Genomic DNA, 16,302 nt, shown 5'->3' with positions numbered 1-16,302 from the left:
CACCGTGTCCACGCTGCGCGACCTCGCCGAGGAGCACACCCATCTCCGTCCGGCCGACATCGACCACCTGCACCGCATCGCCGGCGACTGGCAACTGCTCTCCGATCTGTCCTTCGCCGACCTGCTGCTCTGGGTGCCGGTCGACGCCGAGGGCACGTTCCTCTGTGTCGCCCAGGTCCGTCCGACGACCGCGCCCACCGCGTACCAGGACGATCAGGTGGGCCGGATCATCGGCGGCTCGGAGGTGGCCCACCTGGGGGTCGCCTACTCCCAGGGGCGGATCTGGCGGGAGGGCGACCCGGTCTGGTACGGCGACGTGCCGGCCCGGCACGAGGCGATCCCGGTCCGGCTGCGCACCGCCGACGGCGAGGCCGGCGAGGTGATCGCCGTGGTCGGCAGGGACACCAACCTCTCCACCGCGCGTACGCCCAGCCAGCTGGAACTCAACTACCTGACCACCGCCGACGACCTCGCCCAGATGATCGCGGACGGCACCTTCCCGCCGCCCCGGCACCCGGGCGAGACCACCTCCGCCCCCCGCGTCGGTGACGGCCTGGTCCGGCTGGACGCCGGTGGCAAGGTCACCTACGCGAGCCCGAACGCGCAGTCCGCGTACCGACGGTTGGGCTACGCCTCCCACCTGGTGGGGGAGGATCTGGCCGCGCTGCACCGCCGGCTGGCGGGCGACCCGCTGGACGGCACCGAGGCGGCGAACGGCATCCTGGCGGCGTTGCGCGGCGAGGCGCCGCCTCGGCGGGAGATCGACGCACGGGGGGCCACGATGCTCACCCGGGCGCTGCCACTGATGCCCGCCGGGGTGCCCATCGGCGCGCTGGTGCTGGTGCGGGACATCACCGAGGTGCGTCGCCGGGACCGGGCGCTGATCACCAAGGACGCCACCATCCGGGAGATCCATCACCGGGTGAAGAACAACCTCCAGACGGTGGCCGCGCTGCTGCGGTTGCAGGCCCGCCGGGTCGCCATGCCGGAGGCCCGGGTCGCCCTGGAGGAGTCGGTCCGTCGGGTCGCCTCGATCGCCCTCGTCCACGAGACGCTGTCGATGTCCAGCGACGAGGCGGTCGAGTTCGACGGCATCGTGGACCGGGTCGCCAGCGCGGCCACCGAGGTCGCGGCCACCGAGGTGAGCGTCGGCATGCGCCGTCGGGGCAGCTTCGGCGTACTGCCGGCCGAGATCGCCACGTCGCTGGTCATGGTCCTCAACGAACTGCTGCTCAACGCCGTCGAACACGGCTTCCCGCCGGCCGACGAGCCGGACGACGCACCCCCGCCCCCCACCACGGGCGTGGTACCGGCCGCCGTTGCCGAGGTCGATCCGTCGGCGCGACCCGAGGTGGTGGTCTCGGCGCACCGGTTCCGCAAGATGCTGCACGTCTCGGTGACCGACAACGGGCGCGGGCTGCCGCCCGAGTTCGACGCCGAACGCGGCAGCCGGCTGGGTCTGCAGATCGTGCGGGCCCTGGTCACCGGCGAGCTGCGCGGCACCATCGAGCTGCGTGCGGGCGCCAAGGGCGGCACCGAGGCCCTGCTCGTCGTCCCGCTGGCCCGCAACGCCCCGGACGGCCGCTCACAAGGCTGACGGGCCGTTGTCGAGGCGGCTGGGCGGGTGGGGGTCAGCGTCCGGGACGGCTGGTCAGCAGGGCGACGGTCAGGCCGGGGCGTTGCCAGACCTGGGCGAGCGTGAAGTCCGCGCGCAGCGCATCGCCCTTGACGCCCGGCACGTCGGCCAGCGGCTCGGCGTGCCGGCCGGCGACGACCAACCACACCCGTGACGTACCGGCCAGGCACTGTGCCGGTTGCGGGCACTCGGCTGCCCACAGGTCGCCCCGGCGGACCTCGTCCTCGGTGACCAGCACGTCCCGTGGTGGGTCGCCGAGGTGGTACTCGATGCCGAGGTCGAGGAAGAGCCAACTGTGCCGGGGCGAGTAGACCACCGCGTCGCCAGGCCGTTGGCCCGCGCCGATCACGTGAGCCGCGCCCGCGTAGTCCACAGGCGCGTTGCGCGGCCACTCGTGGGTCCGCCGCAGCGCGGCCTGGTCGGGCAGGCCGAGCAGCGCGGCCAGGACCACCACGACGACCGTAGCCGGTGCCGCGACCGCGGCCAGCGCCGCGCCCGCCAGCAGGCACGCGAACGGCACGACGAAGACCAGGTACCGAGCAACCCACAGGGGTACGACAGTGCCGGCGGCGAAGAGCAGCAGTACGGGCAGCAGCACCGCGCTCGCCGGCAGCAGGGCACGCCGCCCGAGCCGGGCAGCGCCCAGCGCGGCGACCCCGACCAGCAGACCGCCCACCACGCTGCTCTGGGCCACGCCGCCGGGCAGCGCGCTCAGGTCGTCCAGCCGGGCGAGACCGACCCAGTTGAGCTGCCGAGACTGCTGGGTCCGGGCCTTCAGCAGCAGCGTACCGGTCAGCAGCGCGACCGGAATCACGGCGACCACCCACCGCCACGTTCGCCGGTCCCGGCCGGCGGAACCGTGGTTCGGCGTGGTGTCGTCGCCCGGCGTGGTGTCGGTGCCCGCCGCTGCGACGCCCGCCGCTGCTGGGCCACGCCACCAGGTGACCAGCACGAGCAGCGCGTGCGCGGCCAGCAGGGTGAGCGCGATCAGGTGCGTGAGCCCGAGCGCGGCCACGGCGGCGGCGTACCCGGCCCAACGGACCCACCCCGGCCGCCGCAGCGCCGTCACCAGCAGCAGGGTGGCGAGCACCGCGAGCGCGGTGGCCAGGGCGTACGGGCGAGCCTCCTGGCCATAGCGGGACGTGCTCGGCAGCACCGCGAACAGCAGCCCGGCCAGGAGGCCGGTGCGCCTGTCGACGAGCCGCGCACCGAGCACGGCGAGCAGTCCGGCGGCCACCGTCATCGCCAGCACGGCCGGCGCGCGGATTGCGATCGTCGAGTCGCCGAAGACCGTGGTCCAGATGTGCATCAGCAGGTAGTACGGCCCGGTGGCGGCGTCGATGGTGCCGGCCAGGCGGGCCAGGTCACCGGGCGACCGGCTGGCCGCGCTCCAGGTCGCCAGCTCGTCGCGCCAGAGCTGCGCCGACCCGAGCCCGGTCAGCGTCACCGCCAGCGTCAGCAGCGCCGGGGCGAGCCACACCGGCAGGCGACGCAGGTGCTCCCACACCGCCCCGGTCGACTCGGACAATCCGCCCACGGTCCGAGCCTGCCACGGAGATGTTCCTCGCGGGTGTCAGCCCCTCGGCCCGTGATGTGGGATCCAGCACGTGTACATTGGCCGGCCCCCATGTGGTGTGGCAGCATGGCCCGTATGACCGCCGCAGTCGTCCGCCGCTTCGTGGCTCGTCGCCACGTCGATTACGGCCGCGTGCGCAGCGCGATCTGTCCGGCCTACTGACGACGCCCGACCAATCCGTCTCGGGCGCGCTCCGCGCCGGCTGTCTGAAGACACCGTTGTCCCGCCCGCTTCGCGGGCCGGCCGCCGCGCCCCGCGTAGCCCGAGGCACAGCAGACAACGGAGGACGCCGCGATGGCGGTCAGCAGCATCCCGGCCCGTTCCGAGGACCCGACGGCCCGCCCGGCCCGGGCGCCACGCCGGCCCCGGGGTGAGGGTCAGTGGGCGCTCGGCCACCGCGAGCCCCTCAATCCCAACGAGCGGATCAAGAAGGACGACGACCCGCTCAACGTCCGGGCCCGCATCGAGAACATCTACGCGCACCGCGGCTTCGCCTCCATCGACCCGCAGGATCTGCGTGGCCGTTTCCGCTGGTGGGGCCTCTACACCCAGCGCAAGGCGGGCATCGACGGCGGGCGCACCGCCGTGCTGGAGCCGCACGAGCTGGAGGACGAGTTCTTCATGCTCCGGGTCCGCATCGACGGCGGCCAGCTCAGCCTGGCCCAGCTACGGGTGATCGCGGACATCTCCCGGGAGTTCGCCCGGGACACCGCCGACATCACCGACCGGCAGAACATCCAGTACCACTGGATCCGCGTCGAGGACATGCCGGAGATCTGGCGTCGGCTGGAGTCGGTAGGCCTGCAGACCACCGAGGCGTGCGGCGACTGCCCGCGAATCGTGCTGGGCAGCCCGGTCGCCGGGGTGGCCCGCGACGAGCTGCTCGACCCGACCCCGGCGATCGACGAGATCGTCGCCCGGTACGTCGGCGACAAGCAGTTCTCCAACCTGCCCCGCAAGTTCAAGACGTCCATCTCCTGGCTTGTCGACACCCCGTACGAGTCGAACGACATCGCTCTGCTCGGCGTCGACCACCCCGAGCACGGCCCCGGCTTCGACCTCTGGGTCGGTGGCGGGCTCTCCACCAACCCGATGCTCGCTCAGCGGCTCGGCGTCTGGGTGCCGCTGGCCGAGATCCCCGACGTGTGGGCCGGCGTGGTCGGGATCTTCCGCGACTACGGCTACCGCCGGCTGCGTAACCGGGCCCGGCTGAAGTTCCTGGTGGCCGACTGGGGCGTGGAGCGCTTCCGGGAGGTCCTGGAGAAGGAGTACCTGGGCCGTACGCTGCTCGACGGCCCCGCGCCGACCCTGCCGGCGAAGCCTGTCGACCACGTGGGCGTGCACGAGCAGGCCGACGGGCGGCACTACGTCGGTGCCGCCCCGGTGGTCGGGCGGGTCTCCGGTGGGCAGCTCGCCCAACTGGCCGACGTGGTCGAGGCGCACGGCAGCGACCGGGTGCGGCTCACCCCGTACCAGAAGCTGCTGGTGCTCGACGTGCCGTCGGAGCGGACGGAGTCGCTTGTCGACGCGCTGCGCGGCATCGGCCTGGAGGCCCGGCCGTCGGCCTGGCGGCGCGGCACGATGGCGTGCACAGGCATCGAGTACTGCAAGCTCGCCATCGTCGAGACGAAGGCCCGCGGCGAGGAGCTGGTGGCCCGGCTGGAGCAGCGGCTGCGCGACTTCGACGCGGACATCTCCATCCACATCAACGGCTGCCCGAACGCCTGCGCCCGCACCCAGGTCGCCGACATCGGCCTCAAGGGTCAGCTGGTGGTCGGCCCGGACGGCCGGCAGGTGGAGGGCTTCCAGGTGCACCTGGGCGGCGGCCTGGGCATGGCCCAGGGCCAGACCGCCGGTTTCGGCCGCAAGCTGCGCGGCCTGAAGACCACCGCCGAGGAGCTTCCGGAGTACGTGGAACGGCTGGCCCGTCGCTACCTGGCCGGGCGGAGCGCGGGCGAGACGTTCGCCAACTGGGTGATCAGAGTCGACGAGGAGGAACTGCGGTGAGCAGCGAGAACCGAGCGGCACCCCTGTACTGCCCGTACTGCGGCGAGGAGGACCTGCGGCCGCACGAGGCGGGGCACGGCGCCTGGGAGTGCCACGCCTGCGCGCGTGTCTTCTCGGTGAAGTTCACCGGGCTGCTCTCCCGGGCGGTGACCCGATGAGCCTCGTCTCCGCCGCGAGCCTGCGCCTGGTCGGCCCGGGCGCGCAGACGTCGACCGACCCGGCCGGACGCAGCCCGGACGAGCTGCGGACGCTTGCCGAGCAGGCTGCTCGGGACCTGGAGGGCGCACCCGCCCTGGAGATCGCCCGCTGGGCGGCGCAGACCTTCGGCGACCGCTTCTGCGTGACCAGCTCGATGGCCGACGCCGTCCTGGCCCACCTGGTGTCCCGGGTGGCCCCGGGTGTGGACGTGGTCTTCCTCGACACCGGCCTGCACTTCCCGGAGACGCTGCGGGTCCGCGACGAGGTGGCCCGGACGCTGCCGGTGAACGTCCGGTCCATCCGGCCCCGGCTCACCGTCGGCCAGCAGGACGGCCAGTACGGCCCGCGACTGTTCAACAAGTCACCCGACGACTGCTGCCAGCTGCGCAAGGTGGAGCCGCTGGAGCGGGCGCTGTCCGGGTACGACGCCTGGGCCGCCGGCCTGCGCCGGGACGAGTCGCCGACCCGTGCCAACACGCCCGTTGTGACGTTCGACGCGCGGCGCGGCAAGGTGAAGGTCAACCCGATCGCGGCCTGGTCGCAGAAGGACGTGGACGCCTACATCGCCCGCTTCAACGTCCCGGTCAACGAGTTGTTCAAGCAGGGCTACGGCTCGATCGGCTGCTGGCCGTGCACCCGACGGACGACTGCCGGCGAGGACCCGCGGGCCGGCCGGTGGGCCATGTTCGAGAAGACCGAGTGCGGACTGCACGTCTGACCCCGTCATCGACGACCCCGACCGGCCCTGGGGCGGCCGGCGGGGCGACCCCGGTGGTGCTCGTCGCCCACGGCAGCCGGGATCCACGAGCGGCCGAGGCCACCCGTGCGCTGGCCCGGGCGGTGTCGGCCGTCCGGCCCGGCCTGTCGGTGTGGGCGAGCTGGCTGGACCACACCGAGCCGGGCCCGACCGACGTGCTGCGGATGCTGGCCGAGGCCGGGCATGCGCGTGCGGTGGTCGTGCCCCTGCTGCTGACCGCCGCGTACCACCATCGGGTGGACATTCCGGCGGCCGTCGCCGCCGCGACGGAGGCCGGCCCCCCACTGGCGGTACGCGTGACCGACGTGCTCGGCCCGGCGGACGGAACGGTGGCGCCGGCGTTGCTGGCGGGGCTGCGCCGTCGGCTCGGTGAGGTCGACCCGGGGCGCTTCGACGCGCTGGTGCTGGCCGCCGCGGGCACCCGGGATGCCCGGGCGCGCGGTTCGGTGGGCCGGGTGGCGGACGCGCTCGGCGTGGAGTTCGGGGTGCCCTGCCGGGTGTCGTACGCCTCGGCGGCCCCACCGACGACAGGTGTGGCGGTGACCCGGCTGCGGGCGGCCGGCGCACGCCGGGTGGCGGTGTCCGCGTACTTCCTCGCGCCGGGCCTGTTCCACGACGCGGTGGCCGACTCTGCGCGGGCGGCCGGTGCGGTGGCGGTGGCGGCCCCGTTGACCGATGCGCCCGAGCTGGCCGAGCTGGTGCTGCGCCGGGTCGACGACCGGGGCGCGCTGACACCGACGGGTTGACGGTTCGGGACAGCAGTACGCCCCGGCAGGCGGACCCGCCGGGGCGTGCAGCTGTGTCGTTGGGGGATCAGGCGGAGTGAGCGCGCAGCACCCGGAGGCCGCCGCGCCGCTTCACAGCGCGCCGCTCCTCCTCGCTCATCCCGCCCCAGACGCCGGCGTCCTGACCCGACTCGAGCGCCCACTGCAGGCACTGGTCGGTCACGGAGCAGCGCCTGCAGACGGCCTTGGCCTGCTCGACCTGCAGGAGAGCCGGTCCAGACGTCCCGATCGGGAAGAACAGCTCCGGGTCCTCGTCGCGGCAGACAGCATGGTGACGCCAGTCCATGGCGGCAACACTCCTCATTCTGGATGGGTGGCAAACAATTGCTTGTCGTGCTTTTCCTATATGCATCAGCAGTGCCGATGGTGACCGTTAGCGTCCGACCATTCGGCAGTGCGTGAGCAGGCGGTTAGCCTCGGGACCTGCTGGAACAGCTCAACCTGACGAGCATATCCAGGCAATGTCCCGGTAACTCAAGTTCGCTTGTGAATACTTTCACGAACGCTCGTGATGTCAAGGGTGACGCTCGGAAAAACTCCAGGCGGTGAGCAAGCCCACAACCCATTTGTCCGGGTTCCAGTGCGTTCCTGGTTACCCGCCGTGCCACAGCCGAGGATCAATATAGTACAGTCCGCGTGACATTGCTGACATTTCCGGCACCTGCCCCTCGGTGTGGCGGCACCCGTCGTTGCGGTTGCGGTGCCGCGTCGACCAAGGGCAGTACCCGAGACCTAGCAGATTACTCTGAGTGCGGCCGGAATGGATGTGAATCTGACTTTCTCCCGCTCGCCGAGATAGTCGCCGTCCAGCTGGAACGCCTGTGGACGGCTGGAGAGCAGGGTGAACTCCGCCGTGTCATGGAGCCGTAACACCTGACGTCCGCGCGGATCCGGCTTGCGTGATGCGAACTGCGTCACTGTCCGTGTTGTGCTAGCCACCCGGAGCTGACGCAACGCCAGCACGTCGAGCCCGAGGTCGAACGACGCCGACGGGTTCGGGTTGATCTCACGGTCGCCCAGGTACGTCCACGGGGCGGTGTTCTGGATGATGACCGTGGCCAGCTCGTCCTCGACCGCCTCGCCCGGGCGCTCCAGGCTGATCGCCGGGTGCCGCCGGTCCGAGGCGAAGAAGTACTGGCCCATGATCGAGCGCAGGTAGAGCCCGGGAGTGGAGACCCGCCCCTTGCGCCGGGCCTGCTCCACCCGGTGGATCACCGCGGCGTCCAGGCCGAAGCCGGCGCAGAAGGTGAAGTAGCGGTCGTCCGCGCGGCCCAGCCCGACCGTGCGCTGCCGGCCCAGGCGCAGCCCTTCGAGGATCATGCTGGTCGCCTCCGGCCATTCCCGGGGCAGGCCGAGCGCGCGGGCGAACACGTTCGTCGAACCACCCGGAACGGTGGCCAGCGCGGGCAGGCGCTCCGCCATCGAGGCGCCCGCGACGCCGGCCGGAGGGTCGGCCGTCATCAGGCCGTTCACCACCTCGTTCACTGTCCCGTCACCACCCAGGGTGACGACGAGGTCGACCCCCTCGGCGGCCGCCTCCCGGGCCAGCGCCATGGCGTGCCCCCGGCGACGGGTGTAGCGCACACTGAGGTCGACTTCGCTGCGCAGCGCCCGGACAAGCACGTCCCGGCTGCGTTCGCTGGTGGTGGTGGCCTTCGGATTGACCACCAGGACGGCCCGCATGGGCGGCACTGTACCTCTCGGTAGCCCGGGTATCGTGGCGCGCGTGACCATCGACTCGGCCCCGATTCCCGTCACCCTCCGCTGGGCGGTACGCCTGCTGTGGGCGGAGGCGGTCGCCGTCGGGCTGATCGCGGTCTGGTTGGTCTGGGCCGACCTCACCGCCACCACCACCGACCTCGCGTCGGCGTTGCTGGTGACCGCGTTCGCCGTCGGGGCGGCCGTCGCGCTCTGGGCGCTGGGTCGTGCGCTGCTGCGCCGACAGGCAGGCGCGCGGGCCCCCGCGATCGTCCTTCAGCTCATGCTGCTGCCGATCGGCTGGTTCATGATCCAGGGCGGTCTGGGCTGGCTCGGCGTACCGCTCATGGCGCTCGGCCTGGGCGTCGGCTGGCTGCTCGTCAGCCCGCCGACGACAAAGGCCCTCGGCTTCGAGTGACCCGAGCGGGTCAGTAGCCGCCGGAGCGGCGGGTGAGCAACGAGATCGTCGCCCGGCCCTCGACGGCCGTGGCAGACGCCGACGTGGTCAGTGCGGTGAGCACCTTCCAGGCGAAGGACGCCTCGGCGGGCAGCGTCGCCCCGCGCACGGTCGGCACTGTCACCTCGACGGTCAGCGCGTCGCTGGTGACCGAGAACCGGCACTCCAACTCGGCGTCACGGGTGGCGATGGCGAGCAGCATGGCGCACGCCTCGTCGACAGCGATCCGCAGATCCTCGATCTCGTCGAGCGCGAACTGCAACCGGGCCGCGAGACCGGCGGTGGCGGTGCGGAGCACGCCGAGGTAACCGCCGTCGGCGGGCACCGTGAGGTGCACCACGTCGTCGTCGGTCGCTGGCTGGCCGGTCAGTTGAGTCACGCCTCATCCCCCCGGTCGGGGACTCTACCCGGTCAGTCGTTCGGGCGCGTGTCGGCGGCCTCCGCCTGAGCGGCCAGGCCGCGCAACGCGTCACCGCTGAGCCGGTAGGGGACCCACTCGCTCATCTGCTCGGCACCGATGGAGGCGTAGAAACCGGCTGCGGGATTCCAGTCGATCATCCACCACTCCAGCCGCCGGTAGCCCCGCCGTACGCAGATGTCGGCAAGCGTGGCGAGCAGCAGCCGGCCCGCGCCGGTGCCCCGGGCGGCCGGCGAGACGTAGAGGTCCTCCAGGTAGATGCCGTGCACGCCGGCCCAGGTGGAGAAGTTGAGAAACCACAGGGCGAAGCCGACCGGCTGGTCGCGCTCGTCGACAGCGACGTGGCCGAAGAGCGCCGGAGCGGTCGTGAACAGCGCCGTGGTGAGTTGCTCGGTGGTGAGGTGGCACTGGTCGGGGGCGCGTTCGTACGCCGCCAACTCGTGCACCATGGCGACGACGGCCGGCACGTCCTCGGGACGTACCGGCCGGATCGTCGGTGTGACCGGGTTGGTCACGCCTTCTTGGTCTCCCAGAAGATCTTCGCGATCTCGTCGATCTTCGCGAGGAGCTTGTCGGCGGTGGCCGGGTCGAGGCTGCCCTTGACGCCAGTGGCGCCGGCGAGCTTGGTGGCCTCGTTGAACAGGGTGTGCAGGTTCGGGTACTTCTCGAAGTGCGGCGCCTTGAAGTAGTCGGTCCAGAGCACCCACAGGTGGTGCTTGACCAGCTCGGCGCGCTGCTCCTTGATGATGACCGCCCGGGTACGGAATTCCGGGTCGGTGTTGGCCTGGTACTTCTCGCAGATCATTTTGACCGACTCGGCCTCGATCCGGGCCTGGGCCGGGTCGTAGACGCCGCACGGCAGGTCGCAGTGAGCGCTCGCGGTGACGCGGGGCGCAAGGATGCGCGGAAGTCGCATCGGGATCCTCCATGGGAAGTTTGCGATGATCAAAGGCGACATTACTCCTGGGAATGCTCCCCGAACCGGATGGAGGTGAAACCAGTGCCCGCCGATCATCCGGAGGAGGCACCCCGACTGCGGGGTCTGCTGACGGCGATCCTCGTGACCGGTCCCTCCATGGCGCCGACGCTGCGCCACGGCGACGCGGTGCTGGTCCGCCCGGGCGGACGCCCGATCCGGCCCGGTGACGTGGTGGTCGCCGTCTTCCGGACGCGTCCCGAGCTGCTGGTCGTGAAGCGGGCGGTACGACCGCAGGACGGCGGCTGGTGGCTGCGCGGCGACAACGGTCTGGTCACCGACGACTCCCGGGCGTACGGAGTGGCCGACGTGCGCGCAAGGGTGGTGTTCCGCTACTGGCCCCGCCTCGGACGGGTGCCCCGTCGGCCGTTATGACCCTGCTCACATCCGGGGGGCAGTGTCGACACTATGCTCGGAAAGTGCCCGGGTGACCCCCCGCACCGCGTGCCACCGCTCGCCGCCCACCTCGCGGCCGGCCCGGCCGCCTCACATCTGCTCGACAGATCCTGGAGTCACCGCCATGTCTTCGTCCACCGTGGACCCCGCTGATCCCGTCTTCCAACTGCACCGGGGCGGCAAGATGGCCGTCGCCTCGACGGTCCCGCTCACCAGCCGCGAGGACCTCTCCCTCGCGTACACCCCTGGTGTCGCCCGGGTGTGTGAGGCGATCGCCGCCGACCCCGCCCTGGCCGACGACTACACCTGGGCGTCGCACGCCGTCGCCGTCGTCACCGACGGGTCGGCGGTGCTCGGACTCGGCAACATCGGCCCGCGCGCGGCGCTGCCGGTGATGGAGGGCAAGGCGGTGCTGTTCAAGCAGTTCGCGGGGGTGGACGCGGTGCCGGTCTGCCTGGACACCCAGGACGTGGACGAGATCGTCGCGGTGGTGCGGGCGCTGGCCCCGTCGTTCGGCGGGATCAACCTGGAGGACATCAGCGCGCCGCGCTGCTTCGAGGTGGAGCGGCGACTCGACGAGGCGCTGGACATCCCGGTCTTCCACGACGACCAGCACGGCACCGCGATCGTGGTGCTCGCCGCGCTGCGCAACGCGGCCACCCTGCTCGACCGCAAGCTCGGTGACCTGCGGGTGGCGGTGAGCGGCGCGGGCGCGGCCGGCGTGGCCGTGACGAAGATGCTCATCGCCGGTGGGGTCAACCCCGACCAGGTGGTCGTGTGCGACTCCAAGGGGATCATCGGCCGGCACCGCGGCGAGCTGACCGGCACCAAGGCCGAGCTGGCGGCGAGCACCAACGCCGACGGCCGCCAGGGCGACATCACCGAGGCGCTGCGCGGCGCGGACGTGCTGATCGGGGTCTCCGGCGGGCAGATCCCCGAGGCGGCGGTGGCTCAGATGGCCCCGGGCGGGATCGTGTTCGCGCTGGCCAACCCGACCCCGGAGGTGCACCCCGAGGTGGCCGCCCGGCACGTCGCCGTGGTGGCCACCGGGCGCAGCGACTATCCCAACCAGATCAACAACGTGCTGGCCTTCCCCGGGGTGTTCCGGGGCGCGTTGGACGCCCGGGCCACCCGGATCACCGAGGGGATGAAGGTCGCCGCCGCCGACGCCATCGCCGGCGTGGTGGCCGAGTCGCTGACCGCCGACGCGATCGTCCCGTCACCGCTCGACCCGCGCGTCGCCCCGGCCGTCGCCGAGGCCGTCGCCGAAGCGGCCCGCCGCGACGGAGTCGCCCGCCGCTGAGACACGTGGGCGGGGGCGCTCCGGCGCAGCATGCGTCGCCGGCCTACGCGCCGGAGCCCCCTCACCAGGACGGGCCCCTTCTTAACGGGCGCTCAGCTTGTTACCGTGCCGATCATGCGTGCCGCCTTCGCCTCCCGTTTCGACGACGCCGATCCGCTCGCCGCCCTCACCGTCGGTGAGCGGCCCGAGCCGACCCACCCGGAGGACGACTGGGTGACCGTGCAGGTGCGGGCCACCTCGCTCAACCACCACGACCTCTGGTCGCTGCGCGGGGTGGGCCTCACCGAGGCGCAGTTGCCGATGGTCCTCGGCTGTGACGCGGTGGGCGTGGACGCCGACGGCAACGAGATGGTCGTCTACCCGGTCGTCGTGACGCCTGGTGACCCGCGCGGGGTCTCCATCCTGTCCGAGCACTTCGCCGGGACGCTCGCCGAGCGGGTCGCCGTACCCCGGTCGAACCTGATCCCGCTGCCCGACGGCATGGCGGCGACCGACGCGGCGTGCCTGCCCACGGCCTGGCTGACCGCGTGGCGGATGCTGACCACCAAGGGCCGCGTCGCGGACGCCGACAGCGTGCTGGTGCAGGGCGCGGGCGGCGGCGTCGCCACCGCGGCCGTCGCGCTCGCCCTGGCGATGGGCAAGCGGGTGTACGCGACCAGCCGGGACGCCGCCAAGCGGGAACGGATCACAGCGCTCGGGGCGAATGCCCTGGAGTCCGGTGCCCGGCTGCCGGAGCGGGTCGACGTGGTGATCGAGACGGTGGGCGCGGCGACGTTCGACCACTCGTTGAAGTCGGCCGCGCCGATGGCCCGGATCGTGGTCTCCGGCGCCACCGCCGGCCACCAGCCGTCGGTCAACCTGCGCCGGGTCTTCGCCATGCAGTTGGAGATCCTGGGCACCTCGATGGGCACGCCGGGGGAGCTGTACGAGCTGCTGGCGTTCTGCGCCGAGAACGAGGTCCGCCCGGTGATCGACACCGTGGTTCCGTTCAGCCGGGTCGAGGACGCCTTCGCCCGCCTGCACTCCGGCGACGCCTTCGGCAAGATCGTCATCGACCACACCGCCTGACCCGCGCCCCGCGAAGATCCGCGCGACTTCGGGGAAACTGCTGTCTCCTGGCGCGCTGAGGCAGCACCATCCCCGATGTTGCGCGGATCGTGGGGATGCGGGTCAGAGGTGGTTGTCGAAGGTGGCGATGTCGCCGCGCGTCGCGTCGGTGGGGATCCGCTTCTTGGCCTCCGCGTCGCCGTACAGCGACCAGCGCAGGAACTCGATCGACGTGTCCGACACCACCCGCAGCGCGGCCTTGTCCTTGAGCATCGTCCGCCCGTGGTCGCCCTTCGGCAGGCTCAGCATCGCCTTGGGCCAGGGCACCTTGTCGTACGCCGCCTTGCCCGCCGCGTACTCGACCACCTCGTCCAGCTCACCGTGCACGAACAGTTGCGGGGCGGCCGCCCCGGCGAACGCGGTACCCACGCCGAGCGCCGTGCCCGCGAACACCACCCCGGCATCCAGCCGTTCGTCCCGGTTGGTGGTGAACAGCCCGATGGTGGTCACCCCGCCGGCCGAGTGCCCGGCTGCGGCCACCCGGTCGGCGTCCAACCGGCCCCGCAACGGGTCGTCGGCCCTGGTGTCCAGCGCGAGCACCTGGTCCAACGCGTACGACACGTCGGCCGGCTGGTTGAGCACGTCGAGGACGTTGTTGTCAGCGCCCGTCGAGGTGTGCGGGAAGGTCGGCGCGGCCACCACGAAACCCGCCCGCGCCCACCGGGTCAGCAGCGTGGCGTAGTCGGCCGGCCGGCCGCCCAGGCCGTGACTGAACATCACCACCGGAAACCGGCCGTGCGCCGGCAGCAACCCCGGCGTGACCGGGCCGTTCTCGCCGAGCGCCGGGTACCAGATCCGCACCGGCAGTGGCCGGCCGTCGCGGTTGAGCTTGAGGTCGCGTACGCCGACGGGGTAGGGATTTTCCGGCGCGTGCCCGGCGGGAACCTGCGGCGTTGCCAGGGCGGTGGGCTGCGCCGGCTCGGCAGGCGCCCGCCGCCCCGGGACGTGCGTGGAGCACCCGGCCAGACCGGCCAGGAACAGGGCAGAGATCAGCATGGTGAGGCTGACGCGACGCGGCATGAATCCGATTGTGCCCTGCCCGGCGGGCCCGCCCGGTGGGCTTCGGCGTGCCGTGCCCCCCGATCACCCGACGCCGCGTACCGGTGCCCGGCTCGCCCAGGCCGGGCGCGGTCGGGACCGAGGCCTCGATCACAGTGCCCGGACCTGATCGGCTTCAAGGTCGGGGTGTACGAGGACCAGCGCGCAGTCGAGCACAATCGTCCGCGTCCTTCGGGCGGCGGGCCCGCTCCGGCATCCACACCGGGAACATCTGCTTGAACTCGATCTGGGCCGGCACCGAGATCGTCGGCACGGTCAACGCGCCGATGCGACCGGGTGGCGCGTCCAGCATCCCGGCCGGCAGCGGCGTGCCGGCCCAGGGCCCGGCGCCCACTGTCGGTCGACGAGCGTCTTCCCGACCCAGGTACGCGACGCTCACCTCCACGTCGACGGCGAACAGGTCGAGCTGCAACTTCACCGGCATCCGGGGATCGGGGCGCCAACCCCGGGCCAAAAGCAGGGCGGCCAGCCGGTCCGCGTCCTCGCGCCAGCAGTACCAGTCGACGTCGACGTGCGGTCGGGACACCTCGCCGAGCGCGAAGTCCATCGCCCAGCCGCCCCGCAACCACACCGGGACGCCCGCCGATCCGGCCACCTCGACGACTTCGGCGATGCTCGCCAACTGGCGGCGCGCGAGGTCGTCCACCGGACCACCCTAGCGGCATGTCCGGGAGCGCGGGGGAGGACGACACACGCCCTAGGCGGGCGGGCGGGACTCGTAGTGGGCGTCGGGCGTGCGGGCGTCGGTGGGCAGGCGGGCGCCGGCCGTCCGGTCGCCGTAGAGGGTCCAGCGCAGGAAGTCGGTGGTGGTGGCGAGGACTGCGGCGAATCCGGCATTGCCCGGCGTGAGGTACTCGCCGTGGCCCTGGCCGAGCACGCTGAGGAACGCGGCCGGCCCCGGCGTACGCGCATAGGCGGCCCGGCCGACAGTCACCGGCACCACCGGGTCGGCCGTGCCGTGCACGAAGAGCACCGGTGCGGTCGGTCCGGCGAAGCTGCCGGGCAGCCCGCCGCCGGCGATCACGATGCCCCCGCGCAGCCGGGCCGGGTGGCCCTCGGTGAACATGCCGGAGGTGGTGAAGCCGCCCGCCGAGTGACCGGCGGCGGCGATCGACGTGAGATCCAGGTGGCCGGCGAGTGGATCACCCGGGTCGTTGTCGAGCCGGCCCAGGTGCCGGACCACCCGCCAGGCGTCGGCGGGTTGGTTGCGCACGTCGGCCCTGCTGAACTGGGGAGCACCCGCGCGGGTGTGCGGGTAGGCGGGCGCGGCCACCACGAAACCGGCAGCCGCCCAGCGGGTGGTCAACTCGGCGTGCAGCTCGGGTCGGCTGTACAGCCCGTGGCTGTAGATCACCACCGGGAACCGCCCGGCGGCCACCCCGGCGGTCCCGGTCGGATACCAGATGGTGACCGGCAGGGGACGCGCCGAGCGCGGATCGAGGGTGAGCGTACGCACGCCGACGACGTACGACCCCTCGGGCGCTCGGCGCGCGATCTGCGGTCCGGTGGACCCGACCACCACGGCGCCGGCCGGTGCGCAACCGGCGAGCAGCGCTGTCACCAGTACGGCGACCAGCCGCCCCGCCCCCACCGTTTCACCGTAGGTGCCCGGGCACGTCCAGCGACCCCGCCGTCCGGCCCGGCTCTGGTCGCCACCCGGTCGGGTCGCCTCCGCCGGCCGGCTCGACCCCGTCTGACGGCGGAGGCGGGGGCGGTGCGCCGCGACGGGCTTCGCTAGGGTCACCGACATGGCTGAGAACTACACCGACCCCAGCGGCAACACCGAGGCGTTCCGCGCCTTCACCCAGACGCCGGAGGCCGCCGGTCCGGCCGACGCGCCGTCCCGCCTGCCGCTCATCGTCGGTGTGGCGGTGGTCGTCGTCCTGCTGGTGGCAGTCGTCGCCTGGTTGGCGATGCGCTGAGCGGGCG

At 72.5% G+C, this 16,302-nt stretch carries 19 protein-coding genes; 10 read left to right on the top strand and 9 right to left on the bottom strand.

Features of this window, described 5'->3' with window-relative positions; translation table 11 throughout:
* The first annotated feature begins 4 nt into the window (after window positions 1–4).
* Window positions 5–1,597: a histidine kinase N-terminal domain-containing protein gene (locus tag ACGFIE_RS28765; RefSeq protein WP_393300436.1), complete on the top strand. Its 1,593-nt coding sequence runs from the start codon at window positions 5–7 to the stop codon at window positions 1,595–1,597.
* A 34-nt stretch (window positions 1,598–1,631) separates the two neighbouring features.
* Here the strand turns inward: ACGFIE_RS28765 and ACGFIE_RS28760 are convergent, their stop codons facing one another.
* The gene (locus ACGFIE_RS28760; protein ID WP_393300433.1) at window positions 1,632–3,173 is read right to left on the bottom strand and encodes a glycosyltransferase family 39 protein; all 1,542 of its coding nucleotides are present in this window, start codon (window positions 3,171–3,173) and stop codon (window positions 1,632–1,634) included.
* Window positions 3,174–3,506: 333 nt separating this feature from the next.
* Between ACGFIE_RS28760 and ACGFIE_RS28755 the strand changes: the two genes are divergently transcribed.
* Genes ACGFIE_RS28755 through ACGFIE_RS28740 form a run of 4 tightly spaced genes read left to right on the top strand, consistent with a single transcriptional unit; the run spans window position 3,507 to window position 6,920 of the window.
* Window positions 3,507–5,219, top strand: coding sequence for a nitrite/sulfite reductase (locus tag ACGFIE_RS28755; RefSeq protein ID WP_393300430.1), 1,713 nt, complete (start codon window positions 3,507–3,509; stop codon window positions 5,217–5,219).
* Window positions 5,216–5,377: a hypothetical protein gene (locus ACGFIE_RS28750; protein ID WP_167517323.1), complete on the top strand. Its 162-nt coding sequence runs from the start codon at window positions 5,216–5,218 to the stop codon at window positions 5,375–5,377. The genes ACGFIE_RS28755 and ACGFIE_RS28750 overlap by 4 nt, the downstream gene beginning before the upstream one ends.
* Complete coding sequence (locus tag ACGFIE_RS28745) at window positions 5,374–6,135, top strand: phosphoadenylyl-sulfate reductase (RefSeq protein WP_363680028.1); 762 nt, start codon at window positions 5,374–5,376, stop codon at window positions 6,133–6,135. The genes ACGFIE_RS28750 and ACGFIE_RS28745 overlap by 4 nt, the downstream gene beginning before the upstream one ends.
* Entirely contained in the window at window positions 6,117–6,920 is an 804-nt protein-coding gene (locus tag ACGFIE_RS28740; protein ID WP_393300426.1) for a sirohydrochlorin chelatase, read from the top strand. The genes ACGFIE_RS28745 and ACGFIE_RS28740 overlap by 19 nt, the downstream gene beginning before the upstream one ends.
* A gap of 67 nt (window positions 6,921–6,987) precedes the next feature.
* Here the strand turns inward: ACGFIE_RS28740 and ACGFIE_RS28735 are convergent, their stop codons facing one another.
* Together ACGFIE_RS28735 and ACGFIE_RS28730 are read right to left on the bottom strand one after the other, a co-directional pair.
* Complete coding sequence (locus ACGFIE_RS28735; protein ID WP_007072794.1) at window positions 6,988–7,245, bottom strand: WhiB family transcriptional regulator; 258 nt, start codon at window positions 7,243–7,245, stop codon at window positions 6,988–6,990.
* A gap of 446 nt (window positions 7,246–7,691) precedes the next feature.
* On the bottom strand, window positions 7,692–8,642 hold the full coding sequence (locus ACGFIE_RS28730) for a diacylglycerol/lipid kinase family protein (RefSeq protein WP_393300423.1): 951 nt from the start codon (window positions 8,640–8,642) through the stop codon (window positions 7,692–7,694).
* 43 nt (window positions 8,643–8,685) lie between these two features.
* Here ACGFIE_RS28730 and ACGFIE_RS28725 point away from each other — a divergent pair, with 43 nt between their 5' ends.
* Complete coding sequence (locus tag ACGFIE_RS28725) at window positions 8,686–9,075, top strand: hypothetical protein (RefSeq protein ID WP_344358009.1); 390 nt, start codon at window positions 8,686–8,688, stop codon at window positions 9,073–9,075.
* Window positions 9,076–9,085: 10 nt separating this feature from the next.
* On the opposite strand, the gene ACGFIE_RS28720 is transcribed toward ACGFIE_RS28725, so the two are convergent.
* Genes ACGFIE_RS28720 through sodN form a run of 3 tightly spaced genes read right to left on the bottom strand, consistent with a single transcriptional unit; the run spans window position 9,086 to window position 10,448 of the window.
* Complete coding sequence (locus ACGFIE_RS28720) at window positions 9,086–9,493, bottom strand: ATP-binding protein (RefSeq protein ID WP_363680024.1); 408 nt, start codon at window positions 9,491–9,493, stop codon at window positions 9,086–9,088.
* Between the two features lie 32 nt (window positions 9,494–9,525).
* Window positions 9,526–10,047 carry a GNAT family N-acetyltransferase gene (locus ACGFIE_RS28715; protein WP_393300419.1) on the bottom strand — a complete coding sequence of 174 codons (522 nt, stop codon included), beginning with the start codon at window positions 10,045–10,047 and terminating at the stop codon, window positions 9,526–9,528.
* Window positions 10,044–10,448: a superoxide dismutase, Ni gene (gene sodN, locus ACGFIE_RS28710; RefSeq protein WP_266245848.1), complete on the bottom strand. Its 405-nt coding sequence runs from the start codon at window positions 10,446–10,448 to the stop codon at window positions 10,044–10,046. The genes ACGFIE_RS28715 and sodN overlap by 4 nt, the downstream gene beginning before the upstream one ends.
* Window positions 10,449–10,517: 69 nt before the next feature.
* On the opposite strand from sodN, the gene ACGFIE_RS28705 reads away from it, so the two are divergent.
* The 3 genes from ACGFIE_RS28705 to ACGFIE_RS28695 all read left to right on the top strand — a co-directional run bounded on the left by ACGFIE_RS28705 (window position 10,518) and on the right by ACGFIE_RS28695 (window position 13,275).
* Entirely contained in the window at window positions 10,518–10,883 is a 366-nt protein-coding gene (locus ACGFIE_RS28705) for a S24/S26 family peptidase (protein ID WP_393300415.1), read from the top strand.
* A 145-nt stretch (window positions 10,884–11,028) separates the two neighbouring features.
* A complete protein-coding gene (locus tag ACGFIE_RS28700) occupies window positions 11,029–12,207 on the top strand; it encodes an NADP-dependent malic enzyme (protein ID WP_358142231.1) in 1,179 nt (392 codons plus the stop codon).
* Window positions 12,208–12,312: 105 nt separating this feature from the next.
* Entirely contained in the window at window positions 12,313–13,275 is a 963-nt protein-coding gene (locus tag ACGFIE_RS28695; protein ID WP_393300412.1) for a zinc-binding dehydrogenase, read from the top strand.
* A gap of 102 nt (window positions 13,276–13,377) precedes the next feature.
* On the opposite strand, the gene ACGFIE_RS28690 is transcribed toward ACGFIE_RS28695, so the two are convergent.
* The 3 genes from ACGFIE_RS28690 to ACGFIE_RS28680 all read right to left on the bottom strand — a co-directional run bounded on the left by ACGFIE_RS28690 (window position 13,378) and on the right by ACGFIE_RS28680 (window position 15,964).
* Complete coding sequence (locus tag ACGFIE_RS28690; RefSeq protein ID WP_393300410.1) at window positions 13,378–14,334, bottom strand: alpha/beta hydrolase family protein; 957 nt, start codon at window positions 14,332–14,334, stop codon at window positions 13,378–13,380.
* Window positions 14,335–14,488: 154 nt separating this feature from the next.
* Entirely contained in the window at window positions 14,489–15,019 is a 531-nt protein-coding gene (locus ACGFIE_RS28685) for a nucleotidyltransferase domain-containing protein (RefSeq protein ID WP_393300407.1), read from the bottom strand.
* A 51-nt stretch (window positions 15,020–15,070) separates the two neighbouring features.
* Window positions 15,071–15,964 carry an alpha/beta hydrolase family protein gene (locus tag ACGFIE_RS28680; protein ID WP_393300404.1) on the bottom strand — a complete coding sequence of 298 codons (894 nt, stop codon included), beginning with the start codon at window positions 15,962–15,964 and terminating at the stop codon, window positions 15,071–15,073.
* 157 nt (window positions 15,965–16,121) lie between these two features.
* On the opposite strand from ACGFIE_RS28680, the gene ACGFIE_RS28675 reads away from it, so the two are divergent.
* Entirely contained in the window at window positions 16,122–16,295 is a 174-nt protein-coding gene (locus ACGFIE_RS28675) for a hypothetical protein (protein ID WP_363680004.1), read from the top strand.
* Window positions 16,296–16,302 lie beyond the last annotated feature (7 nt).

Origin of the sequence: Micromonospora sp. NPDC049275, assembly GCF_043197115.1 — a bacterium.
Taxonomy (GTDB): Bacteria; Actinomycetota; Actinomycetes; order Mycobacteriales; family Micromonosporaceae; genus Micromonospora.
The sequence above is the reverse complement of the archived record's forward strand: the minus strand, read 5'-3'. Positions and strand labels throughout refer to the sequence as shown.